Below are 22681 nucleotides of genomic sequence, written 5' to 3'. Positions count from 1 at the left end.
GGGTGAATTCAGTGCCGTCCGCGCCACCAGGCGCGGAGCAGGCGGGCGATGCGAAACGGGCAGAGGCTCTTGCCGACGCCGTGCTCGAAGGCTGTGACCTGCGCGACGACATAGTCGCCGGTCGAATGCACCAGCGGCTCGGGCATGTTGAGGCTGCGTGCCAGCATGCGGGTCGCGAGCGTCACGGCCCAGGGAACAAGGTGGTCTGCGATGGTCCGGTAGAGCAGCAGCGCGATCATGGTCATCTCCTGTTGCGACCGAAGATGCGCCGTGGCGGGGACCAATTCGATTACCTCGCGGGTAAAAAATACGCCCGTTCGCGACAGTCCTAAGGTGTTCGATGCTGTTCGCGAGGCGCGCGCAGGCTGGTCACCGTGCGCAGTCCCGAGACCATCGCTCTACTAGAAAGATGGGCCGGTTGTTTGAAGAAGCGTTCCGGCAGGCTCTACCGGCAAGACATCACGCGCCCTAACGGGCGTGGCAGTTGGTTGAGCGTGTGCCGCTTGCCAAGCGATGCTCTTGTTGCGCAGGAGCTGCAATCGAAAATTGGAAGGCTGTAGACGCGTGGGTGACGGTGGGCGGGGCAACTATCTGCAGAATGATCGGTTAAGGAATGATCGCTCTCAGCCTCCTGCGATCGCTCGATGGACGAGCGCGATGACCTCGTCAGCATCCTGTTCGGTGCTGTCAAAGCGAGCCACAAACCGGATTACGTCCTGGCCCCGTCGCGCGAATTGCAGCCCGCTCGCTGCAAGACGGTTGATGGCCAAAGCGGGCAGGTTGATGAAAACCAGATTGGCTTCCACCGGCGCAATGAGCTGAACGTCAGGCAGCGCAGCGAGACCCGCTCCAAGACGCGCAGCCACGGCATTGGCCTTCGCCGCGAGCCGCAGATAAAGGCGATCCTCGACGTAGGCGAGCAGCTGTGCAGACGCAAAGCGCATCTTCGACGAGGTCTGGCCGGCGCGGCGAAGCCGATAGGACAGGGATTCGACGAGATCCTGGTCGAACACCACGATCGCATCCGCCGACATTGCCCCGTTCTTCGTCGCCCCGAAGGACAGGATGTCGACGCCGGCGCGCCATGTCATGTCGGCCGGGCTGCAATCGAGCCGCGCCAGCGCGTTGGCGAACCGGGCGCCATCCATGTGCAGCGACAGATTCCTGTCGTGGGCGATTGCTCCGATTTCGGCGATCTCGGCGAGGGGATAGATTGTTCCATATTCGCTGGCCTGAGTGATCGACACCGCATCGGGCTGGGAGCGATTGCGGACTCCCCAAGCCGCCTGGCCCAGCGCCTGGCGCAGGCTCGACGGCTCGATCCGAAAGTTTCGGCCGGACATGGCGACGAGCTTCGCGCCGCCTGTGAAGGCTTCGGTCGCGCCGCCTTCCGCGGTGTGGATATGCGCCTCTTCGTGACAATAGATGGCGCCATAGGGCCGCGCGCAGCTCGCGAGTGACAAGGCGTTGGCCGCCGTACCGGTCGAGACCGGGAACACGGTGACCGCGGTCTCGAACAGCTCCGAGAAGCGCGCATTCAACGATCTTGAATAATCGTCGTCGCCATAGGCGGCGGCCGGGCCGCGATTGGCCTCGGCGATCGCTCGCAGAATCTCGGGGCTGACCGGCGCGACATTGTCGCTGCGGAAATTCGGGAGCGTCGGGGCTGCTTCGTTCATACCGTCCTGTCCTGCCGTCATATCACGGTTGATTCCTGCCTGTTGATGCGCCGATTGATCAGGAGCAACGGGATTGCGGTGACGAGGATAAGCACCGCGGCCGCGGCGGCCGCCAGACCCGCGCCGGTGCCCTCGATGGCATGGTACATCACGACGGTCGTGGTGACCCAGCCGCTCGCATAGAGCACAATGGTCGCGCTCAATTCGGATGCCGCGGTGATCCAGACCAGCACCAGCCCGCCGACAAGGCCGCTGGTCATCAACGGCACGGTCAGGGTCGCGAAGGTTTTGCTTGGCGAGACCCCGAGATTGATCGAGGCTTCCTCGAGCGAAGGATCGAGCTGGTGCACGATTGCCGAGGACGACCGGATCGCGAAGGGGAGCTTGCGGACGACATAGGCGATGACCAGGATCAGCCAGCCGCCGGTCAGAATCAAGGGACCGCTGTTGAACGCGATGATGAGCCCGATCGCCAGGATCGTGCCCGAGACCGCAAACGGCACCATGCCGACGAAATCGAGCAATCCCGACAGGCGCGAGCGGTGCCGGGCCACAACATAGCCGATCGGAGCGCCGATCAGCATGGTGGCGACGGCCGCGATGCTGGCGAGCGTCAGCGTGTTGAGCAGCGGCCGATAGGAGCCCGACAATAGGGTGGCGTAATTGCCCAATCCGAACTCCCAGGTCAGGACAGGGCCGCGAAAGCGCAGGAGGGAGATCATCAACACGGCCGCGAACGGCAGCAGCGATGCAATCACAATGCCCCAACTCACGATCGTGGCCGTGAGCCGCAGTCCCGGCGTCAGAGGCAGCTTCGCGGGCGCGCTGCGGGCATTGGTCGAAAACCGGCGCTTGCCGAGGTAGTGCCGCTGAACGAGCAGCGCGATCGCCGTGCAGGCGATCAGGAGCACGCTGAGTGCGCCCGCCGCGGCCGGGTTGGCATCAGATTCGCCGGCGAACAGCTTGAAGATGTCGACGGCCAGGAACGGCCGGTCCTCAGCCAGCACCGCTGGCACGCCGAAATTCTCCAGTGCCTCAATGAACACCAATAGTCCGCCGGCAAGGATCGCCGGCATAACGATGGGCAGCAGCACGGTGCGGATCACATAGGGCCGTGAGCCGCCGAGATTGCGGGCTGCCTCCTCCATCGAGGCGTCGACTGCCTGGAATCCGGCCAGCACGGGCATGACGACGTATGGATAGAGCGTCAACGTGAACACGATGACGATTCCGGGCACGCCGTAGATCGATCCGATCGGGATTCCGATCCCGCGCAGAGCGGTGGTGACGACACCAGCATGGCCGAACAGCAGCACGAGGGCGTAGGCGCTGACGAACGAGGGCAGGACCAGCGGCAAGGACGCAAGCGTCAGCAGCAGCGCGCGGCCCGGTATGTCGATCCGGGCAAGACAGAAGGCGAGCGGGATGCCGATCGCGCATGCGAAGGCCGTTGCGAGCGCGGCGCAGAGCAGACTGTTCCCGATGCTGCCGAGATAGTAGCGGCTCTTCACAATCGCCGCATAGTTCCCAAGTGTCAGGCCGCCCGTGCCGTCGATCCGTATGCTGGCATCCAGAACGAGCGCCAAGGGGTAGAGCAGAAACACCGCGAGCAGCACCAGCGCCGCCAGCGTCACAATGGTGGCGAAGCGTTTCATGGCGCCGGATACGCCGTGATCTGGGCAGGGTCGTAAGCAAGGGTGAGCGGCGCGCCGGGCAAGAGATCGAGCGCCTGGCCGCCGAGCGCCGCAATCCGAATCTGGGTGCCGTCCGGCAGGGTTGCGTGGAGGCGCTGTACCGGGCCGAGAAATTCACGCAGCGCCAGACGCGCATGCACAAGCGAGCCACCGGAACCGTCTCGCAGCTGCAGGGCCTCCGGCCTGACCGACAGCAACACCGGCGCGCCGGGCGCTGCGACCTCGCCTCTGACCGTGAATTCCGTTCCGGCTGCTGCGACAGGAGTGTTACGGCCGTCGAAAGCTCCCGCGATGCCCGGCACCATATTGGTCGAGCCGAGGAATTCGGCGACGAAGGCAGTCTGCGGCATCCGATAGATGCGCTCCGGCGTGTCCACTTGCTCGATCTTGCCGTGACGCAAGACGGCGATGCGGTCGGAGATGGCGAGTGCCTCCTCCTGATCATGCGTCACGTAGATCGCAGTCAGGCCGAGCGCCTGCTGCAGCTGTCGGACCTCGATCCGCATTTCGGTACGCAACTGCGCGTCGAGGTTGGACAGCGGCTCGTCGAACAGGAGCACGGCGGGCTCGATCACGAGCGCGCGGGCGATTGCCACGCGTTGCAGCTGACCGCCGGAGAGCTGGTGTGGTGACCGCGGACCGTAACCTGCAAGGCGCACCCGCTCGAGCGCCTTGTCGACGCGCGATGCGATCTCGGCAGCCGGAACCTTCCTGGCCTTCAGCCCGTAGGCCACGTTTTCGGCGACGGTGTGGTTCGGGAAGATCGCGTAGTTCTGAAACACCATGCCGGTGTCGCGGCGATGCGCGGGCAGAGCATCGATGCGCCGGCCGTCGAAGCAAATGGAGCCGGATTCGACGTCGATGAAGCCTGCGATCATGCGCAGCAACGTCGTCTTTCCGCAGCCTGACGGCCCAAGCAGCGTGAACAGCTCGCCATGCTTGATGTCGAGCGAGATGTCGTCCACGGCCCGCACCGCGCCGAAGGTGCGGGTCAGGTTTTCAATCCGGATCGCGGTCATCGGATCAGCGCGTGTTCTGGATCGTGGTCTTCAGCCGCGCGAGGGTGTCGCGACGGGCCGCTTCCCATTTGGTGTCGTCATAGGGCAGCACCTTGACCGCCGAGAACGGCAGCATCCCCGGTGCGACTGCCTCGAGCTCGATATCCTGACGGGCAGGGCGCCGGAACGTCGCCTTCAGCAACATCTCCTGGACTTCCTTGCTGGCCAGATAGTCGACCAGCCGTTTGGCAGGCTCGGGGTTCGGTCCGCCTTTCAGGATGGCCGCGCCTTCGACGCCCGCATAGGTGCCCTCGGCCGGATAGGCAACGTTGACCGGCGCACCGTTATGGGCCCACAGGAAGCCGGCATATTCGAGCGTGATGCCAAGCGGATATTCGCCGCTGCCGATCCCGTCGAAGACCTGGGTCGAGCGGTTGAGCACCTTCGCATTCGCAAGCAGCCCGTCCATCTTGGTCCAGGCTGCGTCGTCCGCGCCCCACAGCGAGAGAAGCGTGGTCGCGGCCGCATATGAGAATCCGGAATTGGCAGGGTCGGTAAAGGCGAGCTTGCCTTTCCATTTCGGATCGAGGAGGTCTGCCCAGGCTTTGGGCCCGCTGGCCTTGTCGATCGCCTTGGTGTTCTGGCCGATCACAACGACCTGGATGTTGGTGCCCAACCAAAGGTCGTTTGGATCGCGAAATTGCGCCGGCACGGCTTCGCGGCCCTTCGCCGCGTAAGCCTGAAGGTGCGGGCTCGCCAGCCGCAGCAGCGTCGCACTGACGCCCCAGATCACGTCGCCCTGCGGATTGGCGGCCTCGGACGCGACGCGGCGCACCAGCACACCTGATCCGGTCGAGACCACGTCGACCTTGATTCCGGTCGCCTTGGCGAAGCCTTCGGCGACAAGCTTGTTCACGGTGTCGTCGTTGGCCGAATAGAGCACGACGTTCTGCTGGGCCGAGGCCAGCTCGGCCGCGAACAGCGATGCCGCGAGCGTCACGACTCGGGCGAGGATGGAGGCAGGAGATCTCATCGTGGTTCGCCCTCGTGGGTTCAGCGATTGCTCATGCGGTTGCGGCGAGGTACTCGGTGGCCGCCTTGAGCCCGGCGCCGGGTTCGATCGGCAGGCCGAACTTCGTGAGTGCGTCCTCGAGATGCAGAAGGTCGGTCAGAATGGTCCCGGCGCTCAAAGCACCCATCGTGCCAAACCGGATGACACGGCCGGAGAGACGGTTGCGGGCGCCTGCGATCACCGTGCGGTGATCCTGGTAGAGCTGCCGCACGATGGCTCCGCCTTCGAGCCCGTCGGGGACCTTGAAAACCACGACCGTGTTCGAGCGCGGCTCATCGCGGCAAAAATCTGCGAGTCCGAGCGCCGCGCCGCCGGCGCGCAGCGCGGCGGAGAGCTTCTTGTGGCGCGCGAGCACATTGGCGAAGCCTTCCTCGTGCATCATCGTCAAGGCCTCACGCAGGCCATAGATGAGGCTCACCGGTGCCGTGAACGCGGTCTCGTTCTGCTCCGCGGATTTCAGCGCGCGACGGAAATCCCAATAGAAGGCCGATCGCTGCTCGTCCTGCCCGATCACGCGCCACGCCTTGGCGCTGACGCTGGCAAGTGCGAGGCCGGGCGGGCACATCAAGGCCTTTTGCGAGGCCGAGACAACGATGTCGACGCCCCATTCGTCCTGCCGCATCGCGATGCCGCCGAGACCGCTGACGGAGTCTGCGATGAGCAGCGTTGGCCGGTCGCGCACCAGTGCGCCGAGCGCCGCGAGATCGGCCACGATCCCGGTCGAGCTCTCATTGTGCACGACGACGACGGCGCGATAGGCGTGCTCACGCAATCGGGCTTCCACCGCGGCGACATCGATCGCCTGGCCCCATTCGATCGCGACCGTGTCGACGGTGATGTTCATGGCCTTGGCGATCGTGGTGAAACGCTCACCGAACTGACCATGCTCGACTACGAGGATCCGATGGCCCGGTCCGGCCACGTTGACGAGCGCAGCCTCCATAACGCCGGTTCCGGAGCTCGCAAAGAACAGGATGCGGTTCGTCGTGCCTAAAATCGGGCGGATCATCTCCTCCGCCTCGCCGATTGCAGTCCGGCATTCGGGTCCGCGATGGTTGACCATCACCCGAGCCATCGCCTGCCGCACCCGCTCGGGCACTTCGGTTGGACCAGGAAGCCGAAGACGGTATCCCGTCGAGGCAATGGCGCTCGGAGTCTCTGTGATCGTCATAGCTTGAAGTCACCGTTCTGACGCATGTAGGGAACGAGGCCGCCCGCGCGCAGGATCGCCAGCATGATCGGCGGCAGCGGCTCCGGGCTGAGCGTCTCGCCGCTGCGTTCGTTGCGGATCGCGCCGGTGCCGTCGGAGATCAGGATGTCGCCCTCACGAATTCCGCCGGTTTCGCAGACAAGCGGCAGCAGGCCGTTGTTGATCGCGTTGCGGTAGTAGGTGCGCGAGAAGCTTCGCGCCATCACCGCCGGAATGCCGGCCCCGAGCACGGTTGTGACGGCAACCTCCATCGCCGAGCCGCAACCGAAATTCTTGCCCGCCACCAGGATGTCTCCCGGTTGCACAGAAGCTGCAAAGGTCGGATCGACATGCTCGAACAGGAATTGCCTGAGAACGGCGGGGTCGAGGCTCTCTCGCTTGCGGGTCGAGCTGATGATCGAGTCGGTGTTGACGTCGTCGCCGACAAGTCGCGCGCGTCCTCGCAGGGCTGTCATCGCGACACCTCGCGAGGATCGGTCACGACACCGCGGGTCGCGGCGGCTGCGCAAGCTGCCGGGGAGGCGAGGTAGATCGATGCCTTGGCGTTGCCCATGCGGCCCTTGAAGTTGCGGTTGGCGGTCGAGATCACCGAAACCCCATCGCCAGGGATCACCCCGCAGGTTCCGCAGCAGGAGCCGCAGCCCGGCTCGACCACGGTTGCGCCGAAGCCGACCAGGGCGTCGAGCGTGCCATCGGCCGCCATGGCGTCGCGGACCTCGCGCGATGCCGGCGTGACCACGAGCTGCACGCCGGGTGCAACGCCTCCACCCGCCTCGAGCACCGCGAGAGCCTGATGGAAGTCGCGTAACCTGCCGCCCGTGCAGGTGCCGAGATAGACCATCTGTACCGGCGTGCCGGCCGCATCCTCGAGCGCCACGACCTGATCCACCAGATGCGGCAACGCGATCTGCGGCGTGAGGGCGTCGAGCGCGACCTCCACGGTCCGGCTGTAGTGCGCATCCGGATCCGCTGCGACCGGTTCGAAAGCCTGGCCGGTGCGGCCCTGCAGATAGGCGACGGTTTCAGCATCGGCCGGGAAGATGCCGGTCTTCGCGCCCATCTCGACCGCAAGATTGCTCAGGACGAGGCGGTCCTCCAGCGCGAGGGTGGCGACACCCGGTCCTGCGAATTCGAGTGCCTGATAGGCGGCACCGTCAGCGCCGAGCATGCCCGCGAGGGCCAGTGCGATATCCTTCGCATAGACGCCGCTCGGCAGTTGTCCGGTCAGGACGACGCGGATCGAATCCGGCACGCGCAGCCAGATCCGGCCACACAGCATGACCGCGGCGAGATCGGACGAGCCGATCCCGGTCGCAAAGCAATTCAGTGCCCCGTATGTCACGGCATGGCTGTCGGCTCCGACGACGAGACCACCCGGCAGAGCGCGGCCCGTCTCCACGATGAGCTGGTGACCGATTCCTTCGCCAGCTTCATGCAGCGTGACGCTGAACCGCCTGGCGAAGTCCCGCATCACGCGGTGCAGCTCGATCGTCTGCGGGCTTGTCGGCGGCACGTAATGGTCGAGAGCAAAGACCAATCGGGCGGCATCGCGCACGTTCTCTCCGCCCATCGCCTTGAAATAGTCGAGCGCCATCGGGACCGAACCGTCGGTGCCGAGCGCGCAATCGACCTCGCAGACCACGAGGTCCCCGGCGTGCGCATCCTGCCCGGATTTTCGAGCGAGGATCTTCTCGGAGATCGTACGCCCGGCCATCGCTAGACCTCTGGCATCTCGCAGCCGAGACGTCGGAGGGAGGCGTCGACCCAGCTACGATCGAGGGTACCGGCTTCGATCGCCGCCATTTGCTTCGTCTCGGCAGACTGCTTGGCTTCGGCTGCCTCGATCACCGCTCGGCAATCGTCGATGGCGACGGCTAGCACGCCGTCGTCGTCGCCCAGCACCAAATCGCCGGACTGGATGACCAAGCCGCCGATCGCGATCGGTCCGTTGATCTCGCCCGGACCGTCCTTGTACGGACCGCGATGGGTGACACCCGCCGCGAAAACGGGAAGCGGGTTTGCCCGGATCGCAGCGGCATCGCGGATCGCGCCATGGATAACGATGCCGGCGACGCCGCGCCGGGCGGCCTGCGCGAGCATCATCTCGCCGAAGATTGCGTTGCTGAGGTCGCCGCCCGCATCGACCACGATGACGTCGCCGGCAACCGCGATGTCGAGCGCTTTGTGGACCATCAGATTGTCGCCGGGGCGCGTCTTCACGGTCAAAGCGGGACCGGCCATGCCGCCAGCCGCATGCATCGGCCGGAGCGTGGCGCCGCCCGCGGCCATGCGCGACATCACATCGCTGATGTTGGCGACCGGAAGGGCGCGAGCCCGTTCGACCCATTCGCCTGCGACAACACGCTTGCGGGAAAGGATCCTGAACCCTACGGCCATATCAACCCCATTGAAAATGGAACGCCGTTACGCATAGTGTAACGGTGACGAGCCGAGGTCAACCGAAAATCGGCAGGACAGGGATTTTCGATGCCCAAGACGCAAGGGGTCGCCGCCGTGCAACGGGCGTTGGCGATCCTGGATACCTTCGCTGGAGCCGGGTCGCGCAGCCTGGCCGACATCGCCAAGATCACGGGCTTGGCGAAACCGACCGTGATGCGCTCGCTGGTGTCGCTGGATGAAGCCGGCTACGTCGTCCGCCTCAGCGACGGCCGCTACGCGCTCGGCGCAAAGACATTCCAGCTCGGCATCACCTATCGGGCCAATTTCAATCTCGAACAGCATGTGCTGCCGGTCCTTCAGCGGCTAAGCCAGGAGACGTTGGAGAGCAGTGCGTTCCACGTGCGTGAACGCGATAGCCGGCTCTGTCTGTTTCGGGTGGATTCGCCGCAGCTCGTGCGCGACGTCGCGCGGCCCACAAATCTCGCGCCACTCGATTTGACCTCGACGGGACAAGTGCTGCGGACGGCGCGCTGGGCAGACCGCACGGATGGCGGCGTGCAGGTCTTCGTCAGTTCCGGAATCTACGACGCTGTGACGGCCTCCCTCTCCACCGCCGTTTTCGGCCACGACGGAGCGCTGGTGGGCGCCATGACCGTGAGCGGCCCAATCGAACGCATCCGTCAGGCCGACCTCCAGGCGCTGGCGTCCCGGCTCACCGACGCCTCGTATCGGCTCTCACTTGTGCTCGGCGCGCCATTGCCCCGCGATGTCGGCGCGCCGCGGATCGTCAGTCTGCCGTCGGCCGAAACAGGCTCTCCCTGACGCCGCCCCGTTCTCCATCAATCCTGATGGTTCTCACGATCATCCGCCCGAGAAGCTCGTGCGTCGGCACAGGGCCGGCTTTCGCTGCTACTGGCGTTGGAAGTCACATAGAGGAGATCGGCCGATTAAAGCCGCCCCTGCGGAGGGTCTCGGCGTCTTTCTCGGGGGCGTTGTGGGTGGTAGGGCTTCCGCCCTCCTCGGAGGATGGAATCGAAGTGAAATTCTCTCCTAATTCTCGCTCGGGCAAATTTCTGCGAGGCGCGGCCGTCGCGTCCGACGATACGCGGTTTTGCCGAGGCGGTGAGGACTGCACTCGTAAAGAAGTGAGTTAGCCGGTTGCGCGCGGGAGCATGCCCTTGGCGGTAATCTCCGCCGAAAGCTCTTCGATCGTCTTGCGTTGTTCCATGGCGGCTTTGCGGATCAGCGCAAAGGCGGCTGGTTCTGCGAGCGCGTGCGAGTGCATCACCTGGAGAACGGCGGCGAGCACGACGCGACGCGACCGAAGACGCTGCTCGAGCTTGACCACCTGCTGCTTCAATTCGTTGGTGCGTTCGCTTCGCTCGATTGCCATGACGAGCGCCGCGTAGATGCCGGCCGAGCGCAACGGCTTGACCAGGAACGAGGCCGGATCGAGCTCGAACACTAGCTTCAGCCGGCTTGGCGTTTCGGTGCCGAGCAGGGCGATGACCGGGCAGCGTCCCAGGAACGCGCGTCGTGCCGGTTGCGTCAAAGGCAGGAACTCGTCATCGATCAACGCCAGATCCGGCGCGAAGTCGATCGCCTCTGTCGGCTCCCACGCGATGCTGTCGACCCCAAGACGCTCGAACTGGCGTCGCACGATGGTTGCGTCGCGTTCGTCCTTGATGGCGACGATTGCCTTACGCCCGCGCAGCGAAAATGAAGACGGTCTGCTCATTTTACAACCCGCAAATGCGGCGCATTCGGCAATGCGCCGCCCGCCGAGGTCTCCCTCGAAGGGCTGACGGCAACGTCGAGCTGCGTCAGGTAAGGATCAGGCTTAACAGGCGCGTCGGCTTCCCAGAAGATATCAAACTGTCCTCGCGGATTGGAAACGGCAAGCCGCGGTGTAAGGACGCAATGATTGTTGCCGCCGTCGATCCAGACCGGTCCTTGCGGCGAATTGTAGCGATGGCCGGCCGCGGCGCGCCGCACCTCGGCGATGTTCGATGTGCCAGCGCGCTGCAACGCGCGCGCCAGCAGATAGACGGCGACATAGGCGGACTGCCCGTCGACCGAGGGGCTGCTGTCGTCGCCATAGCGCGCCTTCCAGCGTGCAACGAATGCGCGGTTCTCCGGCAGGCGGATGCTCTCGAAATAGGCCGATGACGTGATGCAGCCGGCCGACGCCGGTCCGACGATCGACAGTTCCGGTTCGCACAGGCTGCAGCTCAGCATCGGAATCTCGAGCCCGGCGGCCTTGGTGCCGGCGTGGAAGGCGCGAATGAAGTCGTAGCTCGAGCTTCCGACCAACGTGTTGAAGACGATCGGCGGCTTGCGGCGGACGATCTCGTCGACGATGTGCCCAACGGCGCTTTCGCCGAGTTCGAGCAGCCGTTCGGCCAGGATGTGGCCCTCTGCCGCGCTGACCAACTCCCGGGTGACGCGATTGGTCTCCCATGTCCAAACGTAGTTGGAGCCGACGCAGAAGATCTCCCGTGACAGATTGTCGAGCACGTACCGGACGAGCGGCAGGACGTTGTGATTGGGCGAGGCGCCGACATAAATGACGTTGTCGGAGCACTCGAAGCCTTCATAGCGCGCAGGATACCAGAGCAGGCGATCGGTGCGTTCCACGATCGGCAGCACTTGTTTACGCGACGCCGACGTGTAGCAGCCGATGATGTGCTCGACGCCGACATTGCGAATGAGATCGTCGCAGACCGTATGGTATTCGGAGATGATGCCGCGAGGATCGCGGATATGAGGGGCAATCGAGAAGCCGAACTCCGTCTGGTTGTTGATCTCGTCGACCGCCATCATCGCGCTCTTGAGGATCTCGCGGCCCATGGCCTGATAGGGCCCGGACTGCGAGCAGATGATGCCAACGGGAACAGACGGTTTTGTCATTGACGACTTTCGGTAGTGCAACGCGAAGATGAAATCATCATCGGCGATGACAGTGCAAGTGGCTTGCCGTTTTGCTGCGCAGCACTATCGAAATTTAGGCAGAGAGCATCGTTGACAATGCGATGGGCAGTTACTTAGACTTTTCTCCTACAGGGCTACCTGTCGAACCTCGCGTGCGCCGATCTGGCCGATGACGTCCAGCTCCTTGCACTAAGTGCTTCGTTCGATTGCGGCCCCTAAGCGATAGATCATAGCCGCGGCATTTGAGCCATTCGTCGCCTCATTCGGGAGGGACGGGTGGCTTTTTTCGTTTGCCGCCAAGGAAGCTGGCGATGCCTCCGCGTCGCCAGAACGGTGACGCATGCGCGGAGACGACCGCGCGTCACATCGAGCGTGAGGATGAAGAACGATGGCGGCAACAGATCTCCACTATCTCGGACTCGTCGACGTCGGGCGGAAGATCCAGGCGAAGGAGCTGTCGCCGGTCGAAGCGACCAAAGCGATGCTCGGGCGGATCGAGAAGCTCGACGGCAAGCTCAAGAGTTTCGCTTATGTGATGGCAGACTCGGCGCTCGCGGACGCTGCCACGGCCGAGAAGGAGATCGCTTCCGGAAAGATCAAGGGGCCGCTGCATGGTGTGCCAGTGGCGGTCAAGGATCTCTGCTGGGCCAAGGGCGCGCCGGCGGCCCATGGCATGACCATTCATCGAGATTTCCGTCCCACCGAGGATGCAACGGTAGTTGCGCGGTTGAAGGATGCCGGCGCCATCATCCTCGGCAAGCTGCAGCAAACCGAAGGCGCCTACGCCGATCATCACCCGAAGATCGACCCGCCGAAGAACCCGTGGAACGCGGATCTCTGGCCGGGGGCATCCTCGAGCGGCTCCGGCGTCGCCACCGCGGCGGGCCTCTGCTTCGGCTCGCTCGGCACCGATACGGGCGGATCGATCCGCTTTCCCTCCGCGGCTAACGGCGTCACCGGGCTCAAGCCGACCTGGGGACGCGTCAGCCGCTACGGCGCATTCGAGCTTGCGGCGACGCTGGATCATATCGGCCCGATGGCAAGGAGCGCGGTCGATTGCGGCGCCATCCTCGGCGTGATCGCGGGTCAGGACCCCGAGGACACGACGTCGGTTCCGCTGCCCGTGCCTGACTATCTCGCCAGTCTGTCCGGCGACCTTCGCGGCGTGACGATCGGCGTCGACCGGCGCTGGACCAGCGAAGGCACCGATGGCGATGCCGCCAAGGTGTTGACCGAGGGTCTGCGTGTAGCGGCTGATCTCGGCGCGAAGATCAAGGAGATCACGTTCCCCGATCCCAAGGCGGTTATCGACGACTGGTTCCCGCTGTGCGGCATCGAGGTCGCCGTCGCGCACGAGGACACCTATCCCGCGCGCAAGGACGAGTACGGCCCGGCACTGGCTGGCCTGCTCGATCTCGGTCGGCAGCAGTCCGGCATGGACTATCAGAAGATCGTGCTCCGGCGCGAAGCGTTTCGTGGCGCCGTCCGCCTTCTGTTCGAATCGGTCGATCTCCTCGCAGTGCCGGCCCAGGCATTCGCCGCGCCCACGCTCGCCAAGATGGCGACGCTCGGCGAGGACGCCTCGCTGATCGCAGGCTTGCTTCGCTTCACATGCCCGTTTGACATGACGGGAAGCCCGACCGTGACGCTACCCGGCGGCTTCGCCGCGAATGGCGGTCCGGTTGGCTTCCAGTTCGTCGGTCGTCATTTCGATGAGGCCGGCCTCGTTCGCGCGGGCGATGCGTTCCAGCGCGTTACCGACTGGCACAAGCGTCATCCCGGGATCTGAGTTGAGGAGCCAATCATATGCTCGCAGAAGACTGGTTGAAGAATTCCATCATGGCCAAGCGTGCGGTCGCCAAAGGCGCGACCGGGGCGACGCATAGCCTGACGATCGAAGAGCAGGGCGGCTTCCACTACGTCTACGGTCCCTATGCAAAGCCGACCCTGTCGATCGACCCCGGCGGAGTGGTGGTTGTCGAGACGGAGGATGCGTTCGGCGGTGTGCTCACAAGCGAGAGCGACAGCCCCACCGCCAAACTGAACTTTCCCTATCTGAACCCGCAATGCGGGCCGATCGCGGTTAAGGGCGCCAAGAAGGGCGATTGCCTCGCGATCTACATCCGCGACGTCGAGACCCGCGGCGAGCAGCCGGCCGGCACGACCTGCATTATTCCTGAGTTCGGCGGACTCGTCGGGACAAGCTCGACGGCAATGCTCAATCCGCCATTGCCGGAGCGCGTGAAGAAGCTGCATGTCGACAGGAACGGCGTGCGCTGGAACGACAAGATTACGCTGCCCTACGAGCCGTTCATCGGTACCATTGGCGTCTCGCCGGAGATCGAGGCGATCTCCTCGCTGCAGCCTGACTACCACGGCGGCAACATGGATCTGCCCGACGTCGCCCCCGGCGCGATCATCTATTTCCCGGTGCATACCGACGGCGGGATGCTCTACGTCGGCGACTGTCACGCGACGCAAGGCGACGGCGAACTCTCCGGCGTGGCGCTGGAGCAGCGCGCGACCGTCACGCTGCAGGTCGACCTGATCAAGAACTGGAGCTTCGCCTGGCCGCGGCTCGAGACAAAGGACTTCATCATGACGATCGGCAGCGCCCGCCCGCTCGAAGACGCGGCCCGTATCGCCTATCGCGAACTCGTGCGGTGGATGGCGGCCGATTACGGCTTCGACGAGATCGACGCCTACATGCTGCTTAGCCAGGCCGGCCGCATGCGCCTCGGCAACATGGTCGACCCAAAATACACGATGGGCGCATCGATCCTGAAGAATTACCTCAAGCCATGACATTCAGCCGCTTTCAGAAACAGGGGATATCACGATGAATTCGGGGCGTAAGCTCGGAATGGTCTTGCTCGGCGCTATGCTCGGTACAGCGGCGGGGGTGAGTGTTGCTCGGGCGGCGGAACCGCCATTGAAGGTGGGTCTGCTCGAGGACGTGTCAGGCGACCTCGCCTTCATGGGCATGCCGAAGCTGCACGGCTCTCAGTTGGCCGTCGAGGAGATCAACAAGAGCGGCGGTATCCTTGGTCGGCAGATCGAGTTGATTCACCTCGATCCGCAGGGCGACAACGCGCGCTATCAGGAGTTCGGCCGTCGACTGCTCAACCGCGACAAGGTCGACGTGCTGATCGGCGGCATCACCTCGGCCTCGCGCGAGGCGCTGCGTCCCATCGTCGACCGCACCTCGACGCCTTATTTCTACACCAACCAGTATGAAGGCGGTGTCTGCGACGCCAGCATGATCAGCATGGGCGCGGTGCCCGAGCAGCAATTCTCGACGCTGATCCCGTGGATGGTCGAGAAGTTCGGCAAGAAGGTCTATGTCATCGCGGCCGATTACAATTTCGGTCAGATCTCGGCGGAGTGGAACCGCAAGATCATGAAGGATCTCGGCGGCGAGGTCGTCGGCGAGGAGTTCATTCCCCTCGGCGTGTCGCAGTTCGCGCAGACGATCCAGAACATCCAGAAAGCGAAGCCGGATTGGCTGCTTACGATCAATGTCGGCGCTGCCCAGGATTCGTTCTTCGAGCAGGCGGCTGCTGCCAACCTCAATCTGCCGATGGGGTCATCGATCAAGGTCATGCTCGGCTTCGAGCACAAGCGGTTCAAGCCGCCGGCGCTTAACAACATGCATGCGACTGCGAATTGGTTCGAGGAGATCGACACGCCAGAGGCTACCGACTTCAAGAAGCGCTGGCACGCGAAATTCCCTGACGAGCTCTACATCAACGACATGGGCTACAATGCCTATAATGCGCTCTACATGTACAAGGCGCTGGTCGAGAAGGCGAAGTCGATCAAGCTCGACGACATGCGCAAGGTCATCGCGACCGGCGATGCATGCATCGACGCTCCCGAAGGCAAGGTGTGCATCGATCCGAAGAGCCAGCACACCTCGCACCGCATGCGCCTGATCTCAGTCGGGCCGAAGCATGAGGTGAAGGTCGAGAAGGACTATGGGACGATCCAGCCGTACTGGCTCGGCGAAATCGGTTGCGATCTCACCAAGAAGAACGACAAGGACCAATACACGCCGAGCCATCTCCCGAAGAAATCGTGACGCCTGACGGGCACGGATTTTGCTCGTATTGAGAGTTGCGCACTTGGACAAGGCCGGCGCCGCAACGATGCGGCGCCGGGATCGGCAAAGGGACCAAGATGTCGGCTGAAGTATTCTCGGTATTCTATCAGTTCGCCGACGTGTTCGCGTTCCTCATTCTCTCGGCCGCAGGTCTCGCTATCGTGTTCGGCATGATGGGCGTCATCAATATGGCGCATGGCGAGTTCATCATGTGCGGCGCCTATGTCACCGTCGGCCTGGTGAATCTGGGCGTTCCGCTCGCGATTGCCCAGATCCTGGCCGCGCTGACGGCGGGGCTCATCGGTGTCGCCGTCGAGTTCCTGATCGTGCGGCGCTTCTACAAGCGGCCGCTGGATTCTCTGCTCGCCACTTGGGGGCTCAGCCTCATCGTGACGCAATCGATGCTCCTGATTGTCGGTTCAGCCGTGCGGGGCATCGGAACGCCGGAAGGAAGCTTCGCAATCGGCGGCTATACATTTTCGACCTATCGTCTGGTTCTGTTCGGTTGCGCGGTGGCCGTGCTGGGCGGTCTCTACATCGTTTTCATGAAGACGCGCTTTGGTGTGATCGCCCGGGCGACGATGCAGAATGCGGCGATGGCGAAGGCGCTGGGCGCGCGAACGGGCCGAATCTATTCGATCAGCTTCGGGATCGGCACCGGCCTTGCAGGACTTTGCGGGGCGCTCTACGCGCCAACGATGACGCTGATCCCGACCATGGGGGCGACCTTCGTGGTCGAAAGCTTCGTTACGGTCGTCATTGGAGGGGCAAACGTGCTGCTCGGAACAGCGCCGGCCGCTGTGTTCCTGGCGATGATCCGGATGGCGCTGAACGCGAGCTACGGCCAGATCATCGGACAGATTGGCATGCTGGTCGCCGTCATTTTGATCATTCGGGTGTTGCCCGAGGGGCTCTCCAGCGTTCTGGTTCGTCGTGGGCGCTAAAGGGAATTTGTGATGTTCAAGCTGCTGGAAGGTCCGCAGACGCTCGGACGTGGCAAGATCTTCTGGTCCTGCTTCCTTGCAGTGCTCGCGGGCGCACTGACATATCCGCTGTTCGCCGACTCCTATGATGTGGGGAATTTCGCCTATTTCCTGATCTGGATATTCATGGCGCTCGGCCTCTGCCTGATGTGGGGCTATGGCGGGATGCTGTCGTTCGGCCAGACCTTGTTCTTCGGCATCGCCGGTTACGGTTATGGCGTGCTCGCGATTAACATGGGCGGCGGCACCGCAACGATCGCCGCGCTTGCGCTGTCCGTTGTCCTTGCGATGGTGGCGGCCGGCATCCTCGGCTATTTCATGATTTGGGGTGGCATCAACGGCATCTTCTTCGGGATCGTGACGCTGTCTGCGACGCTGGGGCTTGCCTTCTTCCTCGGCCAGACGGCGGGGCCGGAATGGCACATCGGCCCGGCGCGGCTGAATGGATTCAACGGCATGAAGGGCATGGACCCGCTCGCCGTCGGCGACTTCTATATCGAGGGATCGGCGCTCTACTACGTCATGATCGCGCTGATCGTGATCGTCTATCTCGCGTTGCGCATGCTGGTGAATTCGGGGATCGGCAACGTCATCGTGGCGACGCGCGAGAACCCGCAGCGCGCCGAGATGCTGGGTTATGACGTCCGGAAATACCAGCTCCTGACCTTCGTGATCGGCAGCGGCCTCGCAGGGCTGAGTGGTGCGCTGTACACGTCCTGGGGCCAATTCATCACGCCGTCCAGCATCGGCCTACCTGCGGCGGCGATGCCCATCGTATGGGTGGCTTTCTCCGGACGGAGCGATCTGACCGCAACTCTGGTTGGATCGTTCCTGCTGCTGTTCGGCTTTCAGACCATCACGGTCTACAGCCAGCAGGCAGCACTTGTGCTGATGGGAGCGCTGCTGCTCGCCACGGTGATGCTGGCGCCGCAGGGTTTTGTGCTCGGCATCGGCAAGCTTGCTGCCGACTGGTGGAGCGGGCGTCGGCGGCGCGATGATAGCCCCGTCATGGCGGAGGCTGGTCGCTTGCGGTCGGAAGAGTCCTGATCATGGCGCTGGTCGAAGTCAAAGGCGTATCCAAGCGTTTTGGCGGATTGACCGCAGTCTCCGACGTCGACCTCACGGTCAACGCCGGCGAGGTCCACTGCCTGATCGGACCCAATGGCGCCGGCAAGAGCACATTGTTCAAGCTGATCGTGGGTCTCTACCCGCCGAGCCAGGGCAGCATCCTGTTCGATACCGTCGACATCACCAAGGAGCGTCCTTACGCACGCGTGCAGCGAGGCATGAGCATCAAGATGCAGGCTCCGAGCGTGTTCAAGGAGCTGCCGGTTCGGCAAAACATCCAGACTGCGCTCCAGGAACGACTGTCCGGCGCGGAACGCATCGCCGAGGAGGATCGCCTGTTGACTCTGCTCAACCTGGGGCCGGACAGCGATAAGCTCGCGGGTGCGCTGTCGCATGGCCAGCAGCAATGGCTCGAGATCGGGATGGCGCTGGCGCTGAAGCCGCAGCTCCTGCTGCTGGACGAGCCGACTGCCGGCATGTCGCCGGAGGAAACCTTCAGGACCGGCGAGCTGATCAAGTCGTTCAATGCAGAGGGCATGACGGTTCTTGTCGTCGAGCATGATATGGCCTTCGTGCGCCAGGTCGCCCAGCGCGTCACAGTGCTGCATCTCGGCAAGATTTTCGCACGCGGCGATCTCGAAAGCATTTTGCAGGACGCGAAAGTCGCGGAAATTTATCTCGGTAAGACCCATGCTCACTAAACCCAATCCCACTGACCGGATTCTGGACGTATCGGAATTATGGGCGGGATACGGTGCGACGCCGATTCTGCAGGGCGTCACCATGTCGGTCTCCCGCGGCGAGATTGTCGGCGTGATCGGCCGTAACGGTGTCGGCAAGTCGACTCTGATGCGGTGCCTGATCGGTTTGCTGCAAACCTGGCGTGGCACGATCAGCTTCATGGAGCAGGACGTATCAAAGCTCGAAGCCGACGCGCGGGCTAGGGCGGGCTTCGGCTACATCCCGCAGGGACGCGATGTCTTTCCGCAGATGACCGTCGAGGAAAACCTGCAGGTCGGCGAGTTGATCGGCGGTCCCGGCGGCAAGAAGCTGCCTGAACTCGTCTATGAGTATTTTCCGCGACTGAAGGAACGCCGGCGGCAGGCCGCAGGCACGATGTCGGGCGGCGAGCAGCAACAGCTCGCCATAGGCCGCGCGCTGATCGGCAATCCGTCATTGATGATCCTGGACGAGCCGTCCGAGGGTATCCAGCCCTCGATCGTCCAGCACATCTGCGAGGCGCTGAGATCGTTCCGGAACGAGCTCGGGACCACCATCATCTTCGTCGAGCAGAACCTCGACACGATCCTGGCAATCGCCGAGCGTTGTTACATCATGGAGAAGGGCAAGATCGCGCAGTCGCTGGCGGGTGGCGAGGTTAACGAGGACAATGTCCGCGAGCAGCTCCTGCTCTGAACGGCCGCATGGCATGTTTTCAAGTCGTCAATAGGGAGGGAATGGACATGGATCTGGGACTCAAGGGAGCAAAGGTTCTCGTCACCGGCAGCACCAAGGGGATCGGCAGGGCGATCGCCGACACATTCGCGGCGGAAGGCGCGGATGTCGGCATCTGCGCGCGCAACCAGGCCGACGTCGATAGCGCAGTCGCCGCGATCAAGGCGAAGGGCGTCGCTGCCTTTGGTAGTTCGGTCGATGTCTCCAACGGCCCGGCGCTCAAGGCCTGGGTCGAGGACATGGCCTCGAAGCTTGGCGGCATCGACGTCGTGGTCGCCAATGTCAGTGCGCTGTCGATCGGACAGGACGAGGAGAGCTGGGAGAAGGAATTCTCCACCGACATGATGGGCACCGTGCGGCTGGTCAATGCGGCGATGCCGTATCTCGAGAAGAGCAAGGCCGCGGCGATCGTGACCATCTCCAGCGTTTCAGGGCGGGAGGTTGACTTCGCGAGCGGCCCCTACGGCACGTTCAAGGCCGCGATCATCCACTATACGCAAGGTCTCGCCTTCCAGCTTGCCGGCAAAGGCATCCGCGCCAATTCGGTGTCGCCGGGCAATACCTATTTCGAGGGCGGTGTCTGGAATCAGATCAAGGACGGCAATCCCGAGCTGTACAAGACCGCGCTGGCGCTGAATCCGACCGGCCGCATGGGCACGCCGCAGGAAATGGCGAACGGTGCGGTGTTCCTTGCCAGCAAGGCAGCGAGTTTCATCACGGGGACCAACCTCGTGGTCGACGGTGCCCTCACGCGCGGCGTGCAGTTCTAGGCGCTCCCTGAGTAGCGCAGTCACGAAACCGGGCCGTCTGCGGTGCCGGTGGGCGAAGCCGTTTCCGACAACAGCAGGACAGTCAGATGTCAGCAGAACCAATTCACTACAAGTCGATCATCGAAATCTCCGAGCTGTTCCGCCGCGGCGAGCTTCTACCTTCGAAAGTGACCGAGGTGATGCTGGGCCGGATCGCGAAGCTCGATCAGAAGTTTCACGGCTACGCGCTCGTCCTCGCCGAGCGGGCCATGGCGCAGGCGAAGCGCTGTGACGCCGAGCTTGCCAAGGGCATCTGGCGCGGGCCGCTGCACGGCGTGCCGATCGGATTGAAGGATCTCTGCTACACCACTTTCGCGCCGACCGCTGGAGGTACCGCGATCCACGCTAGGTTCGTCCCCTCCTTCAACGCGACGATCGTGGACCGGCTCGAACACGCCGGCGCCGTCACGCTCGGCAAGCTAAAAATGACCGAGGGCGCCTATACGAGCCATCATCCCGACGACCAGGCGCCGCTCAATCCCTGGGGGACCGACTACTGGGTCGGCTCCTCCTCAAGCGGATCGGGCGTGGCCACTTCGGCGGGACTTTGCTTTGGCTCGATCGGCAGCGACACCGGCGGCTCGATCCGGTTTCCGTCGGCGACGTGTGGGCTGACCGGGATCAAGCCTACCTGGGGACGTGTGAGCCGCCACGGCGTCTTCCCGCTGGCTGACTCTCTCGACCATGTCGGGCCGATGTGCCGGACCGCAGCCGATGCCGCGGCCATGCTCGGCGTCATCGCGGGCGCAGACGTCAATGATCCGACCGCCCTTCAGGCGCCGGTGCCGAACTATCTGGCGGGGATCGGTGACGGCGTGCGGGGCTTACGGATTGGCGTGGACCGCAGCTACACGCAGGACGGGATCGATCCGCAGGTGGTCGCCGCCTTGCTGGAAGCGGAGCGTACGCTTGCGGACCTCGGCGCCGATATTCGAGAGGTCAAGTTCCCAGCTTACGAGAAGCTCGTGAGCATGTGGATTCCGATGTGCTCCATCGAGACCGCAGAGGCGCATCTCGAGACCTATCCGTCGCGGAAGTCGGAATACGGTCCCGATCTGGCGCAGCTGATCGAGCAGGGCAGGTCGATGAATGGCGTCGAGATCGCTCAGATCCATCATGAGCGGTTGAAGTTCTGCGGCAGCCTCGCGGCGCTGTTCGGCGACATTGACCTGCTCCTGATTCCCACCATGCCCGTGCCGATCCCAACGCTGACCAAGATGGGCGAATACGGCGCCGATCCGAACGTGCTGCTCAGCATCCTGCGCTTCACGGCGGTATTCGACTTCTCGGGCAGCCCGACCATCACGCTGCCGAACGGCATGGCGGCGGACGGGTTGCCGCTCAGCATGCAACTCGTCGGCCCGCATCTGTCCGAAGATACGCTTGCCCGCGCCGGGTATGCTTTCCAGTCAGTGACGGATTGGCATACGCAGCGTGCTTCTATCGAATGAAAGGCAGCAAAAGGCATTATAACGTGTCTGAAGTCGAAGGCGCAGCGCTGGCTGCATGCCGAAGCGCTTTGTGGCGTTAGCGGCGATGAAGTCCTGCAGTGCCGACGAGATCTCAGCGTCGGTGTCGGCTGCACGCCGAGCCAGTGCGTCGGCGACCTCGGAAGTCGCATCCCGCGACTACCCCTGGACGGGATTGAAGGATACAATTCGGACCGGATAGGCGTACTGGCCGGACCGCAGATTTTGCAGGATGATATCGAGGTTGGTGTCAGGCTCGTCGGTCTCGCGCCGGGCGCAACCAGCGCGCGCCGACGTCTTCAAGCACCAGATAGATGTCGCGGTCGATGCGGTCGGCCGGCACGATCGAGGGCGAGGAACGTAATCCCGCGCGGCGGGAATGACGCGACGAGCACGACGTATCGCAGGGATTGTCATCCACAGAATTGGAGCGAAGTGTCGCGCGCGGTCTAGTGTGCTTGGCTAAGGCCGCCTCATCGCCATGGCTGTCACGCGTCGCCTATGCATCTACCTTTCTGTCTGCACACGCTTGCGCTGATCGATCGCGGGGCCTGCCTCCTCTCGCTTGGATGATCGGGTGCTTGCCGCCAGGACCGAATGGAGCGCGTCGTGAAGCTTTGGTCCGTTCCTGATGTTGAACAGATCCGCGCTGGGAAGGCCGGCTGTCTGTACTGACGTTCGCAACCGCACAAATCGAGATAGGGCCAGGGCTAGATCCGGCCCCGCGACGTGATCCGCCATTGACAGGTCGGCGGAGATGATAGAATTATAACAGGATAAGTTGCAAAAATAACAATATGTCACCATCGTA

Annotated in this window: 21 protein-coding genes and 1 pseudogene; 10 read left to right on the top strand and 12 right to left on the bottom strand. The window is 63.5% G+C overall.

The window, feature by feature from the left end; translation table 11 throughout:
- Positions 1-8: 8 nt before the first annotated feature.
- The 9 genes from ABIB95_RS09860 to ABIB95_RS09820 all read right to left on the bottom strand — a co-directional run bounded on the left by ABIB95_RS09860 (position 9) and on the right by ABIB95_RS09820 (position 9050).
- Positions 9-239, bottom strand: a complete 231-nt coding sequence (locus ABIB95_RS09860; RefSeq protein ID WP_354238975.1) for a hypothetical protein — start codon at positions 237-239, stop codon at positions 9-11.
- 384 nt (positions 240-623) lie between these two features.
- A complete protein-coding gene (locus ABIB95_RS09855; RefSeq protein WP_354238973.1) occupies positions 624-1679 on the bottom strand; it encodes a threonine aldolase family protein in 1056 nt (351 codons plus the stop codon).
- 17 nt (positions 1680-1696) lie between these two features.
- The gene (locus ABIB95_RS09850) at positions 1697-3334 is read right to left on the bottom strand and encodes an ABC transporter permease (protein ID WP_354238971.1); all 1638 of its coding nucleotides are present in this window, start codon (positions 3332-3334) and stop codon (positions 1697-1699) included.
- The gene (locus tag ABIB95_RS09845; protein WP_063982310.1) at positions 3331-4392 is read right to left on the bottom strand and encodes an ABC transporter ATP-binding protein; all 1062 of its coding nucleotides are present in this window, start codon (positions 4390-4392) and stop codon (positions 3331-3333) included. The genes ABIB95_RS09850 and ABIB95_RS09845 overlap by 4 nt, the downstream gene beginning before the upstream one ends.
- 4 nt (positions 4393-4396) lie before the next feature.
- Positions 4397-5404, bottom strand: coding sequence for an extracellular solute-binding protein (locus tag ABIB95_RS09840; RefSeq protein WP_354238969.1), 1008 nt, complete (start codon positions 5402-5404; stop codon positions 4397-4399).
- Positions 5405-5435: 31 nt separating this feature from the next.
- Positions 5436-6518: a pyridoxal-phosphate-dependent aminotransferase family protein gene (locus ABIB95_RS09835; protein ID WP_157791113.1), complete on the bottom strand. Its 1083-nt coding sequence runs from the start codon at positions 6516-6518 to the stop codon at positions 5436-5438.
- A 92-nt stretch (positions 6519-6610) separates the two neighbouring features.
- Positions 6611-7108, bottom strand: coding sequence for a LeuD/DmdB family oxidoreductase small subunit (locus tag ABIB95_RS09830; RefSeq protein WP_085404246.1), 498 nt, complete (start codon positions 7106-7108; stop codon positions 6611-6613).
- Complete coding sequence (locus tag ABIB95_RS09825; protein ID WP_354238967.1) at positions 7105-8367, bottom strand: 3-isopropylmalate dehydratase large subunit; 1263 nt, start codon at positions 8365-8367, stop codon at positions 7105-7107. The genes ABIB95_RS09830 and ABIB95_RS09825 overlap by 4 nt, the downstream gene beginning before the upstream one ends.
- 2 nt (positions 8368-8369) lie before the next feature.
- Positions 8370-9050 (bottom strand): RraA family protein, encoded by a 681-nt coding sequence (locus tag ABIB95_RS09820; RefSeq protein ID WP_354097418.1) that lies wholly within the window; start codon positions 9048-9050, stop codon positions 8370-8372.
- 90 nt (positions 9051-9140) lie between these two features.
- On the opposite strand from ABIB95_RS09820, the gene ABIB95_RS09815 reads away from it, so the two are divergent.
- The gene (locus ABIB95_RS09815) at positions 9141-9875 is read left to right on the top strand and encodes an IclR family transcriptional regulator (protein ID WP_354097419.1); all 735 of its coding nucleotides are present in this window, start codon (positions 9141-9143) and stop codon (positions 9873-9875) included.
- A gap of 328 nt (positions 9876-10203) precedes the next feature.
- On the opposite strand, the gene ABIB95_RS09810 is transcribed toward ABIB95_RS09815, so the two are convergent.
- Positions 10204-10791, bottom strand: a complete 588-nt coding sequence (locus tag ABIB95_RS09810; RefSeq protein WP_028151206.1) for an ANTAR domain-containing response regulator — start codon at positions 10789-10791, stop codon at positions 10204-10206.
- On the bottom strand, positions 10788-11963 hold the full coding sequence (locus tag ABIB95_RS09805) for a transporter substrate-binding domain-containing protein (RefSeq protein WP_354238964.1): 1176 nt from the start codon (positions 11961-11963) through the stop codon (positions 10788-10790). The genes ABIB95_RS09810 and ABIB95_RS09805 overlap by 4 nt, the downstream gene beginning before the upstream one ends.
- 409 nt (positions 11964-12372) lie before the next feature.
- Here ABIB95_RS09805 and ABIB95_RS09800 point away from each other — a divergent pair, with 409 nt between their 5' ends.
- The 9 genes from ABIB95_RS09800 (at position 12373) to ABIB95_RS09760 (ending at position 21852) form a co-directional block, all read left to right on the top strand.
- Entirely contained in the window at positions 12373-13773 is a 1401-nt protein-coding gene (locus ABIB95_RS09800; protein WP_354238962.1) for an amidase, read from the top strand.
- 17 nt (positions 13774-13790) lie between these two features.
- Positions 13791-14789, top strand: coding sequence for an acetamidase/formamidase family protein (locus ABIB95_RS09795; RefSeq protein WP_354238960.1), 999 nt, complete (start codon positions 13791-13793; stop codon positions 14787-14789).
- A 58-nt stretch (positions 14790-14847) separates the two neighbouring features.
- Entirely contained in the window at positions 14848-16065 is a 1218-nt protein-coding gene (locus ABIB95_RS09790; protein WP_283018898.1) for an urea ABC transporter substrate-binding protein, read from the top strand.
- Between the two features lie 98 nt (positions 16066-16163).
- Positions 16164-17030: an ABC transporter permease subunit gene (locus ABIB95_RS09785; protein WP_028151201.1), complete on the top strand. Its 867-nt coding sequence runs from the start codon at positions 16164-16166 to the stop codon at positions 17028-17030.
- 12 nt (positions 17031-17042) lie between these two features.
- Positions 17043-18116 carry a branched-chain amino acid ABC transporter permease gene (locus ABIB95_RS09780; RefSeq protein ID WP_354238958.1) on the top strand — a complete coding sequence of 358 codons (1074 nt, stop codon included), beginning with the start codon at positions 17043-17045 and terminating at the stop codon, positions 18114-18116.
- Between the two features lie 2 nt (positions 18117-18118).
- Positions 18119-18838 carry an ABC transporter ATP-binding protein gene (locus ABIB95_RS09775; protein ID WP_354238956.1) on the top strand — a complete coding sequence of 240 codons (720 nt, stop codon included), beginning with the start codon at positions 18119-18121 and terminating at the stop codon, positions 18836-18838.
- The gene (locus tag ABIB95_RS09770) at positions 18828-19553 is read left to right on the top strand and encodes an ABC transporter ATP-binding protein (protein WP_354238954.1); all 726 of its coding nucleotides are present in this window, start codon (positions 18828-18830) and stop codon (positions 19551-19553) included. The genes ABIB95_RS09775 and ABIB95_RS09770 overlap by 11 nt, the downstream gene beginning before the upstream one ends.
- 47 nt (positions 19554-19600) lie before the next feature.
- A complete protein-coding gene (locus ABIB95_RS09765; RefSeq protein ID WP_212482439.1) occupies positions 19601-20362 on the top strand; it encodes an SDR family NAD(P)-dependent oxidoreductase in 762 nt (253 codons plus the stop codon).
- A gap of 86 nt (positions 20363-20448) precedes the next feature.
- Entirely contained in the window at positions 20449-21852 is a 1404-nt protein-coding gene (locus ABIB95_RS09760; protein WP_354238951.1) for an amidase, read from the top strand.
- A gap of 33 nt (positions 21853-21885) precedes the next feature.
- Here ABIB95_RS09760 and ABIB95_RS09755 read toward each other — a convergent pair.
- Positions 21886-22291, bottom strand: a pseudogene (locus ABIB95_RS09755) (hypothetical protein); the annotation flags it as partial.
- Between the last annotated feature and the right edge of the window lie 390 nt (positions 22292-22681).

It is taken from the genome of Bradyrhizobium sp. LA2.1 (genome assembly GCF_040547725.1).
In the GTDB taxonomy this organism is placed as follows: domain Bacteria; phylum Pseudomonadota; class Alphaproteobacteria; order Rhizobiales; family Xanthobacteraceae; genus Bradyrhizobium; species Bradyrhizobium barranii.
The sequence above is the reverse complement of the archived record's forward strand: the minus strand, read 5'-3'. Positions and strand labels throughout refer to the sequence as shown.

What these genes read in the sequence shown, in the direction of transcription:
- ABIB95_RS09860 (WP_354238975.1), bottom strand. Translation starts at nt 239, where the DNA reads ATGATCGCGCTGCTGCTCTACCGGACCATCGCAGACCACCTTGTTCCC.
- ABIB95_RS09855 (WP_354238973.1), bottom strand. Translation starts at nt 1,679, where the DNA reads ATGAACGAAGCAGCCCCGACGCTCCCGAATTTCCGCAGCGACAATGTC.
- ABIB95_RS09850 (WP_354238971.1), bottom strand. Translation starts at nt 3,334, where the DNA reads ATGAAACGCTTCGCCACCATTGTGACGCTGGCGGCGCTGGTGCTGCTC.
- ABIB95_RS09845 (WP_063982310.1), bottom strand. Translation starts at nt 4,392, where the DNA reads ATGACCGCGATCCGGATTGAAAACCTGACCCGCACCTTCGGCGCGGTG.
- ABIB95_RS09840 (WP_354238969.1), bottom strand. Translation starts at nt 5,404, where the DNA reads ATGAGATCTCCTGCCTCCATCCTCGCCCGAGTCGTGACGCTCGCGGCA.
- ABIB95_RS09835 (WP_157791113.1), bottom strand. Translation starts at nt 6,518, where the DNA reads ATGGCTCGGGTGATGGTCAACCATCGCGGACCCGAATGCCGGACTGCA.
- ABIB95_RS09830 (WP_085404246.1), bottom strand. Translation starts at nt 7,108, where the DNA reads ATGACAGCCCTGCGAGGACGCGCGCGACTTGTCGGCGACGACGTCAAC.
- ABIB95_RS09825 (WP_354238967.1), bottom strand. Translation starts at nt 8,367, where the DNA reads ATGGCCGGGCGTACGATCTCCGAGAAGATCCTCGCTCGAAAATCCGGG.
- ABIB95_RS09820 (WP_354097418.1), bottom strand. Translation starts at nt 9,050, where the DNA reads ATGGCCGTAGGGTTCAGGATCCTTTCCCGCAAGCGTGTTGTCGCAGGC.
- ABIB95_RS09815 (WP_354097419.1), top strand. Translation starts at nt 9,141, where the DNA reads ATGCCCAAGACGCAAGGGGTCGCCGCCGTGCAACGGGCGTTGGCGATC.
- ABIB95_RS09810 (WP_028151206.1), bottom strand. Translation starts at nt 10,791, where the DNA reads ATGAGCAGACCGTCTTCATTTTCGCTGCGCGGGCGTAAGGCAATCGTC.
- ABIB95_RS09805 (WP_354238964.1), bottom strand. Translation starts at nt 11,963, where the DNA reads ATGACAAAACCGTCTGTTCCCGTTGGCATCATCTGCTCGCAGTCCGGG.
- ABIB95_RS09800 (WP_354238962.1), top strand. Translation starts at nt 12,373, where the DNA reads ATGGCGGCAACAGATCTCCACTATCTCGGACTCGTCGACGTCGGGCGG.
- ABIB95_RS09795 (WP_354238960.1), top strand. Translation starts at nt 13,791, where the DNA reads ATGCTCGCAGAAGACTGGTTGAAGAATTCCATCATGGCCAAGCGTGCG.
- ABIB95_RS09790 (WP_283018898.1), top strand. Translation starts at nt 14,848, where the DNA reads ATGGTCTTGCTCGGCGCTATGCTCGGTACAGCGGCGGGGGTGAGTGTT.
- ABIB95_RS09785 (WP_028151201.1), top strand. Translation starts at nt 16,164, where the DNA reads ATGTCGGCTGAAGTATTCTCGGTATTCTATCAGTTCGCCGACGTGTTC.
- ABIB95_RS09780 (WP_354238958.1), top strand. Translation starts at nt 17,043, where the DNA reads ATGTTCAAGCTGCTGGAAGGTCCGCAGACGCTCGGACGTGGCAAGATC.
- ABIB95_RS09775 (WP_354238956.1), top strand. Translation starts at nt 18,119, where the DNA reads ATGGCGCTGGTCGAAGTCAAAGGCGTATCCAAGCGTTTTGGCGGATTG.
- ABIB95_RS09770 (WP_354238954.1), top strand. Translation starts at nt 18,828, where the DNA reads ATGCTCACTAAACCCAATCCCACTGACCGGATTCTGGACGTATCGGAA.
- ABIB95_RS09765 (WP_212482439.1), top strand. Translation starts at nt 19,601, where the DNA reads ATGGATCTGGGACTCAAGGGAGCAAAGGTTCTCGTCACCGGCAGCACC.
- ABIB95_RS09760 (WP_354238951.1), top strand. Translation starts at nt 20,449, where the DNA reads ATGTCAGCAGAACCAATTCACTACAAGTCGATCATCGAAATCTCCGAG.